Source organism: Synechocystis sp. FACHB-908 (assembly GCF_014698595.1).
Classification (GTDB): Bacteria; Cyanobacteriota; Cyanobacteriia; order Cyanobacteriales; family Microcystaceae; genus Synechocystis.
This window is the reverse complement of record NZ_JACJTH010000042.1, coordinates 14,781-32,321: the sequence shown is the minus strand read 5'-3', so window position 1 is coordinate 32,321 and position 17,541 is coordinate 14,781. Positions and strand designations below refer to the sequence as shown.

The following is a 17,541-nucleotide window of genomic DNA, read 5'->3' as shown; positions in this document are numbered from 1 at the left end:
ACCCTTTGATTTGACTTTGACTGGCCCGCTAAATCGGCACTGTTACAAATTTTAATGTTGATTGATCCCTCCCGGCAAGCGCCAAGGTTGTCAGCCCAGATCATCTAAAGTAGTTGCTATAAATAGTTTGCGTTGGTTATTCATTTTCCCCATGCCTCTGCTTGTGTTCCGTTCTCTATCCCGTTGTCTATTGGTCACTGCCCTAATATTGGTTCTCCATGGACCCGGGCTTTGGTCCCATCCGGCGATCGCCGCTGACTTGGCCCCGACCAATAACCGCAATAGCCAAACCCTGACTCCCTACCTCAACCGGGCGATCCAGAGGATAACGGAATTTCAACTGGATAATGGCTTGAAATTTATTGTGATGGAAAATAATGAGGCTCCAGTGGTGTCTTTTTACACCTATTTTGACGTGGGGGGCGTGGACGAACCAGTGGGAAAAACTGGGGTGGCCCACTTTTTGGAACACATGGCGTTTAAGGGAACGGAACGCATTGGCACTAAGGATTTTACCCAGGAACAACAGTTGTTGGATCAGTTAGACCAAGTGTTTGCCCAAATCACCACTGCCAGGGCTAAAGGAGATAAGACGGGGGAACAAAAGTTACAGGAGCAATTTAAGCAAATCCAACAGCAGGCCCAGGATTTAATCAAGCAGAACGAATTTGGTCAGATTATCCAGATGGCCGGGGGCGTGGGTTTAAATGCGGCCACCAGTGCCGATGCTACTTTTTACTTTTACAGTTTGCCTTCTAACAAGCTGGAACTGTGGATGTCTCTAGAGTCGGAGCGCTTTTTGGAGCCGGTATTTCGGGAATTTTACCAAGAGCAGGAGGTGATTCTGGAAGAGCGGCGCATGCGGACCGAAAATAACCCAGTGGGGCAAATGGTGGAGGAATTTTTAGATACGGCTTTTACCAAACATCCCTACCGCCGCCCGGTGATTGGCTATGACGAAGATATCCGCAATCTTTCCCGCCAGGACGTGACGGATTTTTACGAGAAATATTACATCCCCGGTAACATGACCATTGCCGTGGTGGGAGACGTGAAGGTTGACCAGGTAAAAAGTTTGGCGCAGAAATATTTTGGTCGTTTCCCCCAGCGTCCCCCTACGCCCCAGGTAACGGTGGTGGAGCCTCCCCAGACGCAGCAGAAGGAAATTAATCTGACCTTGCCTTCCCAACCCTGGTACTTCGAGGGTTACCATAGCCCCGCTTTTGATGATCCCGACAGTGCGGTGTTTGATGTGATGACGACTATTTTGAGCAGTGGCCGCACTTCCCGCCTTTATCAATCCCTAGTGGAAGAAAAACAGTTGGCATTGATGGCCCAGGGCTTTAACGGTTTTCCGGCGGATAAATTTCCCAATTTGTTAATGTTCTATGCCCAGAGTGCCCCCGGTCGCAGTTTGGACGACCTTAGCGAGGCGTTACACGGGGAAATTGAACGGCTAAAAATGGAACCCGTTACCCCGGAGGAATTGGAGCGGGCCCAAAATTTACTGCAAACTTCCGCTTTGCAATCCCTCAATTCCAATATGGGCATGGCCCAACTGTTGGTGAAATATAACGTCCGCACCGGGGATTGGCGTAATTTGTTTGCCCGCTTAGAGGCGATCGCCGCAGTGACACCGGAGGATATTCAACGGGTGGCCCAAGAAACTTTTCGTCCAGAAAACAGTACCATTGGTCGGATTTTACCGGAATCTAATCGCCAATGATTCCCCTAGAACATCCGATTTTGCTAGAAAGTTTTGCCCACATTGACCGTTCTGTGGGGCCCCATAATTTATCTTCCCAGGAGTATGCCATTGCCCGCCGGGTGATCCACAGCACAGCGGATTTTGATTTTTTGCATTTACTCCGTTTTGCTCCGGATTTACCCCAGGCTGAGTTTGATCCAGATCTGCCGGAACATCAGGCGATCGCCAGGGGAATAGAAAGTTTGCGCCACGGTCAAACCATTGTGGTGGATGTGAATATGGTCAAACAGGGCATCCAAGGTTTAGTCCAGCGCACTTTTAACAATCCAATCCAAACGGCGATCGATTTTGCTACCATCGCTGACCCAGGCAAAACCCGCACCGAAACCGGCATGGACCGCTGTATTGCCCAATTTCCCGAAGCTATCTATGTCATCGGCAATGCCCCCACCGCCTTGTTAACCCTCTGTCAGGCGATCGCCGCAGGTAAAGCAAAACCGGCCCTAGTTATTGGTGTTCCGGTAGGTTTCATTGGGGTTTTAGAAGCGAAAAAAGCCTTGTCCTTACTACCTTGCCCGCAAATAAGGGTTGAGGGTAACAAAGGTGGTTCTCCCGTGGCTGCAGGTATTGTCAATGCGTTACTCATGCTGGCATGGCGGGAAGGCTGAAGAAATCCCCCCCATCATTGGGAGGCCAGGGGGACTCCAACAAGTCCTAGAGAATTTTTCGGCCAGTGAGGATGCCCCGCACTTCCAACATGGCGGTATAGGTGGGAATAATATGGAGAGTTTCCTCTGCTGGGGTTAGCTCCAAAGCAATTTGCACCGCTTTTTCAAGATTTTCTTCCAAAATTAGCCTTGATGTGTGGCCATCCCACGGTTCCTCCCCTTGGCTAGGTTGAATTAAATTTTCCTGACTATATTGCAAACGCAGTGCCATGTCATAAAGGCGATCGCCACTGACAACAAAAGTGCCCCCGGAAGCCACTAGGGGTTCTGTATCCACATCCCAAATCCAAGAAACATCGGTGCCATCGGCAATGCGGTCATTGAGCACTAATAGAGTGGTGGAGCACTGGCCCTGAAGTTTGAGGTCATTAACAGCCCGGATGGTTTCATTTAAACCCACTGGATTTTTAGACAACAAAATGCGGACATGTTTGCCCTCTACGTTCAATTCCTCCGCCCGCCCAAAGGCCGCTTTAAAACTGCGGATATTGTTGAAAATATTTTCTGTGTTCACCCCCAATTGTTGGGCTACCAAACCAGCGGCGAGGGTGTTGTATTTGTTGTAAACGCCGATGAGAATTTGGGGCCACTTACTGCTGTGGAAAGCGGGCTGACTTTTTTGGAATCCACAGCTGGGACACTGATAATCCCCCAAATGGGAAAGGTACACTCCCCGATAATCCAGGGAAGTGCCGCACTGGGGACAGTAGATGGAATCCACTGCATGGGGAATTTCTTCCAGGTATAAATCCGGCTCGCTCAGGCCAAAGTAACAAACCCGTTGGGCTAACTTTTGCCCCAGATGGGAGAGGGTGGGGTCGTCGGCATTGACCGCAACAATGGTGTTTTCTGGTAAAGGGGCGATCGCCTTTTGCCAGCGCTGACTGATGCTATCCACTTCGCCGTAACGGTCTAATTGATCCCGGAAAAGATTCAAAGCCAAAATTGCCCTGGGTTGACAATCTTTTAACACCAAAGGAAGTACATTTTCATCCACTTCTAAGATGGCGAAATCGGTGGATAAACGCCCAAATAAATTGGCATCGGCCAGTAAAGCGGTGATTAAACCATTGATTAAATTAGCGCCGGTGGCATTATGGGTGACTCGATAGCCCTGATCCACCAAAATTTTTCGTAACAGCAACGAGGTGGTGGTTTTGCCATTGGTTCCCACTACTAAAATTACCCCCTGGGACACCTGCTGGGCCAACAGTCCCAACATTTTCGGGTGCAGACGACGGGCAATTTCCCCCGGTAACACACTGGCAGACCCCAACCGCAGAGCTTTAACCACGGCCGTAACGGTCTTGGCCACCCCTACTGCAATGCCGAGACGAATCCCATCGGCGATCGAAAGATTACTCATGAATATCTAAGAAAAATAAACTGCCCCCAAGTAACAGTAAGAAAATCAATCTCTACCGTCTTTGTTCAACATTACCGTTGAAGATTACTCCATTGGCGTAGAGCGGGGTAAAAAGCCTGGCAAATCAATGGAGCGACGGGAAGGTTTTGGCTCCTTAACCGCAAAACTCAGTTGGTCAATGGCGGGGATAGGGTCAACGGGTTTAGCCGGCTCCACGGGAGGGGAGAAAGGAACTTCTTCTGTCTGATTCCTTTGCTCTTTTTGCTCCTTCTTACTTGCCGATGGCTGGCCAGCCGATTCTTTATCTGGGGAAGGGGAAAAGTTTACCAAGCCTGGTGTGAGATCCGCCACCGGAGCACTGGCCGACTCAGAACTGCCCCTGGTAAATGAAGCCAACACATCCCCCACACTGGCCCAGGGTTTCACTTCCTTAGACTGGGTTGTTACGTTAGCCACCACCTCACCAATGGCTTCCAGGGGAAGAAGGTCAGGTTGGGCCAGGTATTGTTCCAAGGCAGATTTATATTGCAAGGCGTAGCGCTGTTGTCGTTGTAAGCGGGCAGTCAGTTCAGCAAGTTGTTGTTCAAAGCGGGCCACCTCTGAGTTGTGGCAAGTGATCTGTCCTTTTAGTTGTTCATTTTCCGTCTTCAAACTATTGATCTCAGTGCGAAGTTCTTGAATTTTTACCTCATTGCTATTGCCATGCTCTCCACTGTGCAACTGATTTTGTTGGGCAATGATCAAATCCTGGCTGGCGGCGAGCTGTTCCGTCAGGGTTTCCACCTGTAACTGTTGTTGTTTACACGCTTCTTGGTAAACCTGCAATTCCGCCACCGTATGGGCCAATTGTTCCTGGGCTTGGGTGAGGGCGATCGCCTGGTCTTGAATTAAATTCTCAGCACTGGAAGCCCGACGCTGGTGCCCCAGGAGTTCCTGTTCCGTAGAAGCTAAACGTTGTCCTAGGCTAACAACCTGTTCCTGTAAGGCTTCATGGGCCCGGAGAAAGGGCGGAATTAGCACACTAGGAGCAAAATTATCTTCATCCACTTCTTCATACTGCAAATCATTCCCTTCAAACATGACGGACGTTTCCTGTTCCAAGGGGGTCATTTCCTGCAGAGCCGCTTCCCCTGCTAGCTCCGTTTCCACCAGCATTTCTTCTAACATTTCGATGCCGTCCAACATGGCACCGAAATCCTCATTTTCAGAGGAATTTACCTGTTCCTGTACTTCTTCATTCAATCCATTGAACAATAGGGCCAATTCTTCAGCGTTGACGTCCGCTGGGCCATTGTTTTCAGACTCGGGGAAAAAAGACAGGAAATCAGAGTTATTCATAAAAACTTAGGGCTGGGGGGAAGCAGAGGACAATGGCCATGGACCGGGGGCAAGCCGTCACTGCCTATTGAAGATGGCTCGACTTCGGTTTAAGTTTCCGAGGTTGGGCATAAATTTAGCCAGATTTGTTCAATTTCGTACAATTTGCATACTTAAGTCTAACCAGGGAGAACGGGTGATGGGGGCACTGCTGGAGATAAAGTCCACCCCGGTGCTGGCGATCGCCGTTAGATTGGCCAGGGTAACGTTGCCGGAAGCTTCAATGCGGATCAGGGGATTAGCTTGGCGGATTAATTTGACGGCAGTGGCCATGGTGTCGGTGCCCATATTATCCAGCATAATAATTTCCACCTGGGTGGCGATCGCCTCCTGTACTTCCTCCAAATTGCTGGTTTCCACTTCAATGGCCAAGGGATAGGGCAAATTTTGCCGTAGGGTTTGCACTGCTTTTGTAATACTTCCCGCCGCTTGAATATGATTATCCTTGACCATTACCGCATCATCCAGGCCAAGGCGATGGTTCATGGCTCCCCCCAAACGACTGGCATATTTTTCCAACACCCGCAGCCCTGGGGTGGTTTTTCTCGTATCGACAAAGCGGGTGGGATAGTCGGCGATCGCCTGGACGTATTGTCTGGTCATGGTGGCAATGCCGCTTAAACCCATCACCAAATTAAGAGCTACCCTTTCCCCAGTCAGTAAACTGCCTAAATTCCCTGCCATGGTGGCCACCACCGTGCTCGCAGTCACCGCTTGCCCTTCCCCAGCCAAGACTTGGAATTCCATGGAGGGATCCAAAAGCTGAAAAATACGGGCGGCCATGGGTAATCCAGCTATCACACCATTTTCCTTTGCTACCCAGCGGGCCTGGCCTCGATGCTGTAAACCGAGACCCTGGGTAGACCAATCTCCCCGGCCAATATCCTCCGCCAACCATTGCTGGAGCCAAGGATCAATAATTATCCACGGGGGTAAACAGGTCATGGGGGCTGGGTTTGTTACCAAAATTCGCATCACTCTTCTTATCAGAAATTGGGGTGTTGGATGTCCGATCGCCCTTGGAGAGCATTGGCCGGATAAACCAATAACGTATTGCCACTGCGCCCCACCACATAAACCTTTTCATTGACGGCGATCGCCACATCGGGATCCTGACATTCCGCTCGCCAGGAGTTGCCCTCATAGAGCACCCGACCGGTTTCCCCGGGCAAAATAGCTGTTAGACATTGCCCTTCCACTGCATCCTGGAGAATGCTTTTGCGGCTGGGCCGGGGCAGAAAACGCCGCAGTAAAATAATCGACAACACCGATAACCCCAACCAAAAAAGGGACTGGAGCGCAAAACTGCCGGGGACCAATAGGGCCACTCCAGCGGTAGCCACAGCGCTTAATCCCATCACAACGGCCACAAAATCCACTGGGAAGATAACTTCCACAAGGCAGAGTATGGTGCCTGCTACAATCCAGAGATAAACAGGGGACATAGGAAATAGCTTGGGCTTGCGGTTAAAGCCGGAAAATTAGCAACCAGGGGGGAAATGCTCCCCTTCTCCCCAATCCTAACCCAGTCCATTGATTCCCGGTGATGGCAAGTTTGTTGAATTTTCTTTACAATTGTGCTTAAGTTGACAGTCCAGCTCGCCGGAGTTGGGTTAACCTGAAGGTAGTTGAGCTAAGGCCGACAAAATGGCTGTATTTAGCTGTTACCTCAAAGTCACGTCGGACCCCGTTCGTTGCTTCCTGACCACCACTGCGAGATATAAAAATATGACTACTGCTACCCTTGCATCTGCTTCTAACTCTGATTCCGCCATCTGGAACAGTCTCAAATTGGCGATAGCCGATAGCTCCGGTTTCAAATGCTGGCAGGATGATAACGGCGAGGCTGTGGTGTCCAAAACAGAAACTGTGGCCCCTCCCCTGCTGGACGCCCAAGTGCGCCACTACCTTCGTCAAACCCTGGAAACTTTAGCTTACTAAACGCCACTATTTAGTTTTTGTTCATCTATGGTTGCGGTGATTTTGGCTTTTAGTGTCCTAGTCCATTGTCTTCTTCCTCCCCCTGCTCCAGGGGTTTTTTTCTGCCCTAATCTGGGAGGGGCATCGACAAATCGCTGGCTGTAGCCTGGGATGCGGAGTGAGGTAGGGATAATCCCGTAGTATCTTGTACAGTAGCAACGCATTCTGGATGTTGTTAGCGTCACCATCTTGTCCTAGAGGTTCCCATGAACTTGGCAGTTCCTGCATTCGGTCTTTCCACTAACTGGTCTGGTAATGGCAATGGTTCCAACTCTGAAGAAGAGTCGGTGCTTTACCAGCGGTTAAAGATGGTGGAGGAATTGTGGGAAAGGGTGCTCCAAAGCGAATGTGGCCAGGAATTGGTGGATTTGCTGACGGAATTAAGGCTTCAGGGTACCCATGAGGCGATCACCAGCGAAATTTCCGAAGAAGTCATCATGGGTATTACCCAGCGCATTGAGCATTTAGAACTCAATGATGCCATCCGGGCGGCTCGGGCCTTTGCCCTATATTTCCAGTTGATCAACATCGTTGAACAGCACTACGAACAAAACGAGCAACAACGGAATCGTTGGGAAGCTTCCCAGGAAACCAACTTCTATGAGCAGGCGGGCAATGAGGAAGAAATGGTCCCCCCATCCCGATTAGGCGCGTCAACGGAACCATTGCCAGTGGGCATTGACCAGAATGAATTGCAAGCTTCTGTAGGTACGTTCCATTGGTTAATGAGGGAGCTAAAACGCCTCAATGTGCCCCCCCAACATATCCAAAATTTATTGGATCATCTGGACATTCGCCTGGTGATCACCGCTCACCCCACGGAAATTGTCCGTCACACCATCCGGCGCAAACAAAGAAGGGTGGACCGCATTCTTCGTAAACTAGATCAACTCCAGGGTTCTGTGACCGGTCGGGACTGGCTCAACACCTGGGATGCAAAAACGGCGATCGCCCAATTAACGGAGGAAATTCGCTTTTGGTGGCGTACCGACGAACTTCATCAGTTCAAACCCACTGTGTTGGACGAAGTGGACTATTCCCTCCATTATTTTGATGAAGTACTGTTCGACGCTGTACCGGAATTGTCCAAACGGTTAGGACAAGCTATTAAAGAAACCTTTCCCCATCTGCGGGCCCCCCGGGCTAATTTTTGTTATTTTGGCTCCTGGGTCGGTGGCGATCGGGACGGCAACCCTTCGGTAACCCCAGAAGTGACCTGGCAGACGGCCTGTTACCAGCGGGGTTTAGTGCTGGGGAAATATTTGTTTAGTTTGGGGGAACTGGTGGCCATTCTTAGCCCTTCCCTCCATTGGTGCAAAGTCTCCCAGGAATTGTTGGACTCTTTGGAACGGGACCGCATTCAATTACCGGAAATTTACGAAGAACTTTCTCTCCGCTATCGCCAGGAACCCTATCGGATGAAGCTGGCCTACGTTACCAAACGGCTGGAAAACACCCTGCGGCGTAATAATCGTCTAGCCAACCCAGAAGAACGGCAAACGATGATCACCATGCCGGCCGAAAATCACTATCGCACTGGGGAAGAATTATTAGAGGAATTAAGACTCATTCAGCGTAATCTGACCGAAACTGGTTTAACCTGCCTGGAGTTGGAAAATTTGATTACCCAGTTGGAAGTCTATGGCTTTAACCTAGCCCAGTTGGATTTTCGCCAGGAATCTTCCCGCCACGCCGAGGCGATCGCCGAAATTGCTGAGTATATGGGGGTACTCACCACTCCCTACGAAGAAATGGCCGAAGAAGATAAATTAGCCTGGTTAGGGGTAGAACTGCAAACCCGCCGTCCTTTAATTCCCCAGGAAATGCCCTTTTCGGAGCGGACTAGGGAAACCATTGAAACCCTCCGCACCCTGCGCCATCTACAAATGGAATTTGGGGTGGATATTTGCCAAACCTACATCATCAGCATGACCAACGATGCCAGTGATGTGTTGGAAGTATTGCTGTTAGCCAAGGAAGCCGGATTGTATGACCCGGCCACCGCCTCCAATTCCCTCCGCATTGTGCCCCTGTTTGAAACAGTAGAAGATCTCAAAAACGCTCCGGGGATTATGGATTCTCTTTTCAGCTTGCCTTTTTACCGGGCTACATTGGCGGGCAGTTACCATTCCTTAAAAGAGTTGCAAAATCAGCCACCGGATTATTACCAAATTCCCACCACCACAGCCCTACTAAATCCCGGCAATCTCCAGGAAATTATGGTGGGCTATTCCGACAGCAATAAAGACTCCGGCTTTTTGAGCAGTAACTGGGAAATTCATAAGGCCCAAAAATCACTGCAGGCAGTGGCCCAAAGCCATCGGGTAATTCTCCGGCTGTTCCACGGTCGAGGAGGATCTGTTGGCCGGGGGGGCGGCCCGGCCTATAAAGCCATTTTGGCCCAGCCCGCAGGCACCGTGGACGGTCGGATCAAAATTACCGAACAAGGGGAAGTGTTAGCTTCTAAATATTCCCTGCCAGAGTTGGCCCTCTACAACCTGGAAACTTTAACCACGGCGGTCATCCAAGCTAGTTTACTTAAAAGTAGTTTTGATTTCATTGAGCCCTGGAACCGGATTATGGAGGAGTTGGCCTGCACTGCCCGTCGAGCCTACCGGAGTTTGATTTACGAAGAACCGGACTTTTTAGATTTCTTCCTGACGGTTACCCCCATTCCTGAAATTAGCGAGTTACAGATTAGTTCCCGCCCTGCCCGACGTAAGGGGGGTAAAGCGGATCTCAGCAGTTTGCGGGCCATTCCCTGGGTGTTCAGTTGGACCCAAACCCGTTTCCTGCTGCCGGCTTGGTATGGGGTGGGCACGGCGTTGAAATCCTTTGTGGACCAAGACCCGGTCAAAAATATGAAGTTGTTGCGTTACTTCTATTTCAAATGGCCTTTCTTCAACATGGTGATCTCGAAGGTGGAAATGACCCTTTCCAAGGTGGACCTCACCATCGCTTCCCACTATGTGCAAGAGCTATCTAAGCCAGAAGACCGGGAACGATTCGATCGCCTTTTTCAGCAGATCAAGCAAGAGTATCAATTAACCAGGGACTTTGCCATGGAAATTACGGCCCATCCCCACCTCCTGGACGGCGATCGCTCTTTGCAACGGTCGGTACTCCTACGAAATCGTACTATTGTTCCCCTGGGGCTACTGCAGATTTCCCTGCTGAAACGTTTACGCCAAGTAACCCAGGAAGCGGAGACCAGCGGCGTGCGTTACCGTCGTTATTCCAAAGAAGAACTACTGCGGGGAGCTCTGTTAACCATTAACGGTATTGCGGCCGGAATGCGTAATACTGGTTGATCCAGTGATATGGTGCCTAATATTGGGTAAGGACCTGCCCTTGCCTAGACCCTGCTTACTGTGACGAAAAATTATCCCATACCATTGCCAATGTCCTGACCATGGAGAAAATTCGCATTGCCTTAATTGAAGATGAAGATTTGATTCGCCAAGGTTTGCAGGATGCTTTGACCATGGAACCCAGTTTTGAGTGGGTGGGGGAAGCCGCCAATGGCCGGTTGGGATTGGTGATGATGCAACAAACACGGCCCGATGTGGTAATCATCGATATTGGCCTGCCCGACATGAACGGCATTGATGTCACCCAACAGTTGAAAAAAGGCCCGCTCAATTGCCAATGTCGGGTAGTGATTTTGACCCTCAATGACCAAGAAGAAACAGTATTGGCCGCCTTCAGTGCTGGAGCCGATGCCTATTGCATGAAAGATAGCCGCACTGAATTGTTAATTGAAGCGATTCAAGCCACCCATGGTGGTTTTGCCTGGATTGATCCGGCGATCGCCAGAATAGTTTTGGCCCATGCCCCAGGGGCGGAGCCATCGGAACCATCTTCCCCCAGCCGCACCTCTTTGTCCTATGGGTTGACGGAACGGGAGCTGGAGGTTCTGCAGTTGATTGTGGACGGTTGTAGTAATGCCGACATTGCGGAAAAACTCTATATCACCGTGGGCACAGTTAAGACCCATGTACGGAATATCCTCAACAAGCTCTGCGCCAATGACCGCACCCAGGCGGCGGTGAGGGCCATCCGCTCCGGATTAGTTAATTAGGGTTACTGACACTGCTAGTGACGCTCTGGCCCCAAGGGGAAATGGGAGTTTTTACCCTAATGCTTGGTTTGGTCAGAAACAGTGGAGATTTTGGACCTAAGCCTATCTCCGCCGACCAGAACCGGGCATAACCGTGCGCCAATTGGTTTTAGCAAGCTTCAACTGCTCTGGGGATACTTTGGCTGAACCCAAATCCGCCCCGGAGAAATTGGCCCCCTGGAGATTGGCGTATTTAAAATTAACACCGTTGAGATTTGCTCCCCGTAGATCTGCCCCCCGCAGGTCAGCATAGCCAAAGTAGGCATCGCTCAAATTAGCCCCTTTGAAGATGACATTTTTCAAGCGGGCCTTGCCAAAGTCTGCCCTAGTGAGCTCCGCTTGCTCAAAATTAGCATTGGTCAGATTAGCCTGATAACAATTAATCCCCGGCACAAACGCCTTAGCTAACACTATGCCCACTAAATTCTGATCGGCAAAATCCCTTTTACCCTGGGCATACTCCGCCAAAAAAGTTTTGCCATTCCAACGTTTAGTCTCCGGTTGGTTGGCGATCGCCTGCTTTTCTTCTTCCCGACGGGAAAAGGGTTTTGGGTTAACCATGTTGTAGTCAATCCCCCCTGCCCCAACAGAGCCTCCATCCGCCATATTGGAGGCAGGACGTACCCTGGTGGTCGGAGACTCAATATTGCTGGTAGCCCTATCCCTGGGACTTTGCCTCGGTTTAGCTGTGCGGGTTTTAATGCCAGTATTCAGGCTAGTGGAACTAGGGTCCCTGGGCTGGACATTGGTGTTAAATCGGGTGGATGGGTCGCCATAGTCTGGAGAAGAACTATTCCCCATGCGGATACCCGTGGCCGGCTCGTCCCCAGCTCCTGTTAGGGTAGTAAAGGGGGTAGAAACCATGCCCTGCATCATGCCATCCTCATAGGTGGGCATCTCCAGGGCATCCAGCACCTGTTGGGCACTCTTGTAACGGTGGCGCACAGAAAGTTCCAACATTTTGCGGATCACTTCAGCAAATTTGCTGGAAACTGTCACATGTTTTTCCCAGTCCATCTCCCCGGTTTGGCTATTGCAATCAATCTCCTTGGGGGTCTTACCAGTTAGTAAATACAAACAAGTTACCCCGGTGGCATAAATATCACTGGCGTAAACTGGCCGCATGGCCATCTGTTCCGGGGGAGCAAAGCCGGCGGTGCCCACCGCAAAGGCCGTTAAGGCCGTTTGGGCAGAGGTGTTGGAAGAGAGGACCGAATCAATTTGATTTTTCACTGCGCCAAAATCGATCAGCACTAATTTCTGGTCTGTTTGCCGCCTAATGAGGTTGGCAGGCTTAATATCCCGATGAATAACCTTTTGGGAATGGATATAGTCAAGGATAGGTAATATTTCTGTTAAAAATTGCTTGACACTCCCCTCGGTAAAAGTGCCATTTTTTTTCACTTCTTGGTGCAAATTATGCCCCTTAACATACTCTTGCACTAAATAAAACTGGTGATCGTCCTCAAAATAATCCAGTAAACGGGGCACTTGGGGATGATTGCCCACCCGACCCAGGGTCTGGGCTTCCCGCTCAAACAGTTCCTTGGCCATACGGAACACATTGGGATCATCGGTTTGGGGCCGTAACTGCTTCACCACACAAATGGGAGTCCCCGGCAGTGCCACGTCCGCTGCGGCAAAGGTGGCCCCAAATCCCCCTTTTCCTAATAAACCCAAGGTTTGGTAACGGCCGTTGAGGCGCAGACTATTCCCACAGGCCTGGCATACCTGCACATTATTGGGGTTTTTCGGATGGGGACAATTGGGATTAACGCAAAAACTCATTCCGGTTCACCAGATGGTGTGATGTAAGACTAACCTATTAACCTATGCTGTATTAAATTCGTTAAATTTTCCGAGGGTTGATGGGATGGGGAAGGCCACTCTATTTTAGGCTAGTTAGTGGGAAACTTTGGTTCATTGAGCTTCCAGAGCTATAAATTTGTTCCGAAAGTTGTAAACATGACCCGGAGTGGCCTGGGGTAATGCCTTCAGCGATACAATAGATGCCGCTGACGCCATCGCAAACTAAGCAAGCATTAATACAAATCAGTAGAAAAGGAAACCCATGCGCATCTCTGTCAACTGGCTGCAATCCCTGGTTGAACTTAATTTGTCTCCAGAAGAGCTTGGGGAATTGCTAACGATCGCCGGTTTGGAAGTGGAAGAAATTGAAGACCGTCGGAGCTGGGCAGCGGGGGTGGTGCTGGGGCGAGTAATTTCCCGGGAAAAACACCCCAATGCCGATAAATTAAGCGTTTGCGTGGTGGATATTGGGACAGAGGAGCCTTCTACCATCGTCTGTGGTGCTGCCAATGTCAGGGCAGATATTTTGGTACCGGTGGCCACCCTGGGCAGTTACTTACCCAAAGTAGATCTAAAAATTAAACCCGCCAAGTTAAGGGGGGTAAAATCTTCCGGCATGATTTGTTCCCTAGCGGAATTGGGTCTGAGTAAGGAGTCTGAAGGTATTCATATTTTTCCAGACTTGGACTTGCCCTCGGGTAGTCCTGTGGGGCCCCTACTCGGTTTAGACGATGTCATTCTAGAAATTAGCCCCACCGCCAACCGGGCCGATGCCCTCAGTATGGTGGGGGTAGCCAGGGAAGTGGCCGCCCTCACTGGAGGTAAGCTGAGCCTACCGGAGATAAAAGCGGTATCGGTATCCGACCAGGATTTGCCCATCAGTGTGACGGAACCCCAGGCTTGTCCTACCTATGTGGGCACAGTAATACGGGGAGTCAAAGTGGGTCCTTCCCCGGATTGGTTACAACAAAGACTGTTAGCGGCGGGAACTAGGCCCATCAACAACGTGGTGGACGTGACCAATTACGTGCTGTTGGAATGGGGTCAGCCCTTGCACAGCTTTGACCAGGATAAATTGCAAACCCTAGTTGGCCCAGAAGGGTTTGCCCTGGGGGTACGCTTTGCTGAGGAAGGGGAAAAGTTAATTACCCTGGATGACCAGGAACGGACTTTGCAACCCCAAAATTTATTGGTTACTGCCAACGACCAACCAGTGGCGATCGCCGGGGTGATGGGGGGAGCCGCTACAGAGGTGGATGAAAATACCCAAAATATTGTGCTGGAAACCGCCCTATTTGATGGGGTCACCATCCGCAAATCCAGTAAGGCCATTAATCTCCGCAGTGAATCTTCCACCCGCTATGAACGGGGCGTGAACCGGTGTGAATTGGAAGTCGCTTTGCACCGGGCGATCGCCCTAATGACGGAATTGGCCGGGGGCACCGTAGTCCGCCAAGGTAAAGCCGATCAGCGGCAAGACCGAGGGGAAGCGATAATTAATCTGCGTTTGGAACGCTTGCAACAATTGCTGGGTAAAGTAAACACCCCCACCGGCATCGGTAATATTACCGCTGAAGATGTGGAAAGAATTTTGACCGATCTGGGTTGTGGATTAACCCGACAATCAGACAGTGACACTCCGGTGTGGGCTGTGACAGTACCCTCCTACCGTCAACGGGATATTGAACGGGAAATTGACCTAATTGAGGAAGTAGCCCGACTGTACGGCTATGACCACTTCTGTGAGCAGTTACCCTCCAATACCATTGCCGGTGGTTTATCCCCCTCCTATCAAGCTGAGTTAGCCCTACGGGAAGCCTGTCGAGGAGTAGGTTTAACCGAGGTAGTTCATTACTCCTTAGTGAAACCCCACGGGTCTGAAGTGATGCTGGCTAACCCCCTCTTTGCGGAATATTCCGCTCTCCGCACCAATTTACTCGATGGTTTGATTACCGCCTTTGCCAACAACCAGGCCCAAAATAATGGGGCTTTGAATGCCTTTGAAGTGGGTCGGGTCTTTTGGCAGAACGAAGGAGACATCGGTGAGGCGGACCACCTGGCGGGCATTTGCGGCGGATCCCAGATTACCGAAGGCACCTGGCCCCAGGGTGGTAAACCCCAACCCATGAGCTGGTACGATGCCAAAGGTTTATTAGAGGCCATCTTTCAGCGTTTGGGGGCAACCGTCACCTACAGCGGCGATCACCAAGATCCCCGCCTCCATCCCGGTCGCACCGCCCTGTTGAGCTGTAACGGAACAGTGTTAGGACGCTTTGGGCAACTCCATCCCCAATTACGCCGGGAAAAAGGTCTGATTGATGAGGTTTACGCCTTTGAAATCACCCTAACCCCCCTATACCAAGCCATGGAAACCCAAATTCTGGGTACTCCCGATTTCCGTCCTTATTCCCCTTACCCAGCGGTGGCCAGGGATTTAGCCCTCTATGCTCCCCTGGAACTAACCGTGGCGGAACTGACCCAAGCCATGGTTAAAGCGGGCGGCGATTTACTCGAGCAGGTGGAACTATTTGATGAATACCGGGGGCAATCCGTCCCCGCCGGACAACGGAGTCTCGCCTTTAGTTTGGCCTACCGGGTCGGCGATCGAACCCTCACCGATGCCGATGTGGAACCCCTACATAATCAAATTCGTGAAGCTTTGACCAAACAATTTGCCGTTAGTTTACGCAGTTAGAGGTCGAGGAAAAAGTTATCGGACAACTCGTAAATCTTGGCAATGTCTAGCAAAAAGTTTAGGCATTGTTCCGGGTCCATGGCACTGGGCCGTAGGGTGGTGAAGCCGGAATATTTCAATACCAAAGTCTTAACCTGTTCCGTTGACAAATCATTCACCGTGATCGCTTGCATAGACCAAACCTCGAAGTTTCTTCTTCTGATCGGCATACACTCAATGATCTGGGGGCTGTGGTGGCGTTCATCTTGCACAATCCGGTGGTAGGTTTCATTAACCTGTTCACACTCTCCTTCCAATACCTGCAGAAAAGCCGGCTTGCTGTAGCAGAGCAGTCCGGTAATGCCATTGGCCGGATTATTTCTTTGGGAAGATTCTAAGATATCTTTTAAATCCTGGGGTTGTAAATTGGGAATGCCCTGACTGCTGTAAATCAAACGGTACAAACTCATTTTTGTGCGTAGCTTTTAGCTACTTTGTAATTTTAGGATTAATAATATGGTGGGTTGCTATCTGGATTAGAATCAAGGAAAACAGTACCTGGGAACAGAAATCGCTCCTTTGAAACTGTCTTTTCATCACGCAGAAAAGCCGTCAGGAGTTGGTTTTATTGGTGGGAAGGAGTTTTGCCACCCGATCGAGTAATTCTTCTGGAACAAAAGGCTCACTTAAGTACCCAGAAGCTTGACAAAGTTTGATACGAATACCGCTGATCAAATTGTCACCTTTCCCCAATAGTAGGATCGGCACATCTTTAAGTTGATTGGACTTACGGCAAAACGAACAGAGTTGATAACCGTTCATGTCCGGCAAGTCAGTATTTATGATAATCAGATTGGGGGGAGAATTCAACAACACCGTTAAAGCCCGAAAGGGATCATCCAGTACTAAGGCTCGATAGCCTTCTTTTTCCAAAGAATAGGTCATCATGCGCTGCTGGACTTCCCTATGGTCAACATAAGCCACCAAAGGGCGGTCATCCGTTTGAATTTCTTGATAAGGCAGCATCTTGATTTCGCCAGTCTTGACCATGGGCTGTAGCATTAATGCCAACTCCAAAGTACTGATTTCCAAATGCCCGGCAATTTCATATAAGCAATTTAGATTTTCCAAGCAAGTGTGGAAGCGTTTTAGCCAATGTTGGCCATGGAGGTTATTTTTCACCAAATTTTGGCGCAGACTAAGCCAGTTTTCCACTAGGGGTCGCTGGAAAGGCGAGTTAATATAGGACCTCAATTCCCACCAATAGCGAATTTTATGTTTGATGGGGGTAATAGTTTTTTCTAACTCTAAATTCAAAAATAGTTCGCTCAGTTCTTTTTCTTGATTAAAACGATAGGATGTTTTAGGTAAGGAAAGTACCTGAACTAAGGCTTCTTGGCTAGCTTGGGTCAGAATCGAGCGGGTTTGCTGAAAGGAAAAAACATCCCTTTTCCAGAGCCCGGAAAGAAAAATATAATCGTCAGCAATTCTTGATGGCAGTTCAATGCCCTTCTGACGAAGGGTGCTACCAATCAGATAATTAAGTCTTTCGGAACAACCATTGGCGCTGTTGGCCAAGTGAATACGACCATCCCCCAAATAAACTTGCCAATAAACAAATTCGTCAAAGGGGTTTTGTACCACAAGTTTGCCGCTGGCTTTTTGGTTGACGAGGGAATAGAGGAGTTGGGCCGGAATCGCCTGCCGAGTTTGGATATTACCTGGGGAAGAAGTGGACAAAACTGAATTGCTCATTATGGTGCTTGAACAGTGGATGGA

At 49.9% G+C, this 17,541-nt stretch carries 13 protein-coding genes; 6 read left to right on the top strand and 7 right to left on the bottom strand.

The features are described 5' to 3' along the window. The first annotated feature begins 151 nt into the window (after nt 1-151). Together H6G46_RS15905 and H6G46_RS15900 are read left to right on the top strand one after the other, a co-directional pair. Entirely contained in the window at nt 152-1,726 is a 1,575-nt protein-coding gene (locus H6G46_RS15905) for a pitrilysin family protein (RefSeq protein ID WP_010873020.1), read from the top strand. Continuing rightward, the gene (locus H6G46_RS15900; RefSeq protein WP_010873019.1) at nt 1,723-2,376 is read left to right on the top strand and encodes a precorrin-8X methylmutase; all 654 of its coding nucleotides are present in this window, start codon (nt 1,723-1,725) and stop codon (nt 2,374-2,376) included. Before H6G46_RS15905 ends, H6G46_RS15900 begins: the two co-directional genes overlap by 4 nt. Before the next feature lie 46 nt (nt 2,377-2,422). On the opposite strand, the gene H6G46_RS15895 is transcribed toward H6G46_RS15900, so the two are convergent. From H6G46_RS15895 to H6G46_RS15880, 4 genes are all read right to left on the bottom strand, one after another. Next, entirely contained in the window at nt 2,423-3,802 is a 1,380-nt protein-coding gene (locus tag H6G46_RS15895) for a Mur ligase family protein (RefSeq protein ID WP_010873018.1), read from the bottom strand. An 84-nt stretch (nt 3,803-3,886) separates the two neighbouring features. Further along, the gene (locus H6G46_RS15890) at nt 3,887-5,140 is read right to left on the bottom strand and encodes a hypothetical protein (RefSeq protein WP_010873017.1); all 1,254 of its coding nucleotides are present in this window, start codon (nt 5,138-5,140) and stop codon (nt 3,887-3,889) included. A 129-nt stretch (nt 5,141-5,269) separates the two neighbouring features. Next, nucleotides 5,270-6,157, bottom strand: coding sequence for a carboxylating nicotinate-nucleotide diphosphorylase (gene nadC, locus H6G46_RS15885; RefSeq protein ID WP_010873016.1), 888 nt, complete (start codon nt 6,155-6,157; stop codon nt 5,270-5,272). Between the two features lie 8 nt (nt 6,158-6,165). Further along, nucleotides 6,166-6,624: an NfeD family protein gene (locus H6G46_RS15880; protein ID WP_010873015.1), complete on the bottom strand. Its 459-nt coding sequence runs from the start codon at nt 6,622-6,624 to the stop codon at nt 6,166-6,168. A 283-nt stretch (nt 6,625-6,907) separates the two neighbouring features. Between H6G46_RS15880 and H6G46_RS15875 the strand changes: the two genes are divergently transcribed. From H6G46_RS15875 to H6G46_RS15865, 3 genes are all read left to right on the top strand, one after another. After that, nucleotides 6,908-7,120 (top strand): hypothetical protein, encoded by a 213-nt coding sequence (locus H6G46_RS15875; protein WP_010873014.1) that lies wholly within the window; start codon nt 6,908-6,910, stop codon nt 7,118-7,120. 245 nt (nt 7,121-7,365) lie between these two features. Next, complete coding sequence (gene ppc / locus H6G46_RS15870; RefSeq protein WP_010873013.1) at nt 7,366-10,470, top strand: phosphoenolpyruvate carboxylase; 3,105 nt, start codon at nt 7,366-7,368, stop codon at nt 10,468-10,470. Nucleotides 10,471-10,571: 101 nt separating this feature from the next. Next, complete coding sequence (locus H6G46_RS15865) at nt 10,572-11,240, top strand: response regulator transcription factor (protein ID WP_010873012.1); 669 nt, start codon at nt 10,572-10,574, stop codon at nt 11,238-11,240. A gap of 102 nt (nt 11,241-11,342) precedes the next feature. On the opposite strand, the gene H6G46_RS15860 is transcribed toward H6G46_RS15865, so the two are convergent. Then, a complete protein-coding gene (locus H6G46_RS15860; RefSeq protein WP_010873011.1) occupies nt 11,343-13,067 on the bottom strand; it encodes a serine/threonine-protein kinase in 1,725 nt (574 codons plus the stop codon). A gap of 283 nt (nt 13,068-13,350) precedes the next feature. Here H6G46_RS15860 and pheT point away from each other — a divergent pair, with 283 nt between their 5' ends. Beyond that, a complete protein-coding gene (pheT, locus tag H6G46_RS15855; protein ID WP_010873010.1) occupies nt 13,351-15,783 on the top strand; it encodes a phenylalanine--tRNA ligase subunit beta in 2,433 nt (810 codons plus the stop codon). Here pheT and H6G46_RS15850 read toward each other — a convergent pair. Next, nucleotides 15,780-16,232: a BLUF domain-containing protein gene (locus tag H6G46_RS15850; RefSeq protein ID WP_010873009.1), complete on the bottom strand. Its 453-nt coding sequence runs from the start codon at nt 16,230-16,232 to the stop codon at nt 15,780-15,782. The genes pheT and H6G46_RS15850 overlap by 4 nt on opposite strands. Before the next feature lie 142 nt (nt 16,233-16,374). Further along, nucleotides 16,375-17,517, bottom strand: coding sequence for a response regulator (locus H6G46_RS15845; protein WP_010873008.1), 1,143 nt, complete (start codon nt 17,515-17,517; stop codon nt 16,375-16,377). Between the last annotated feature and the right edge of the window lie 24 nt (nt 17,518-17,541).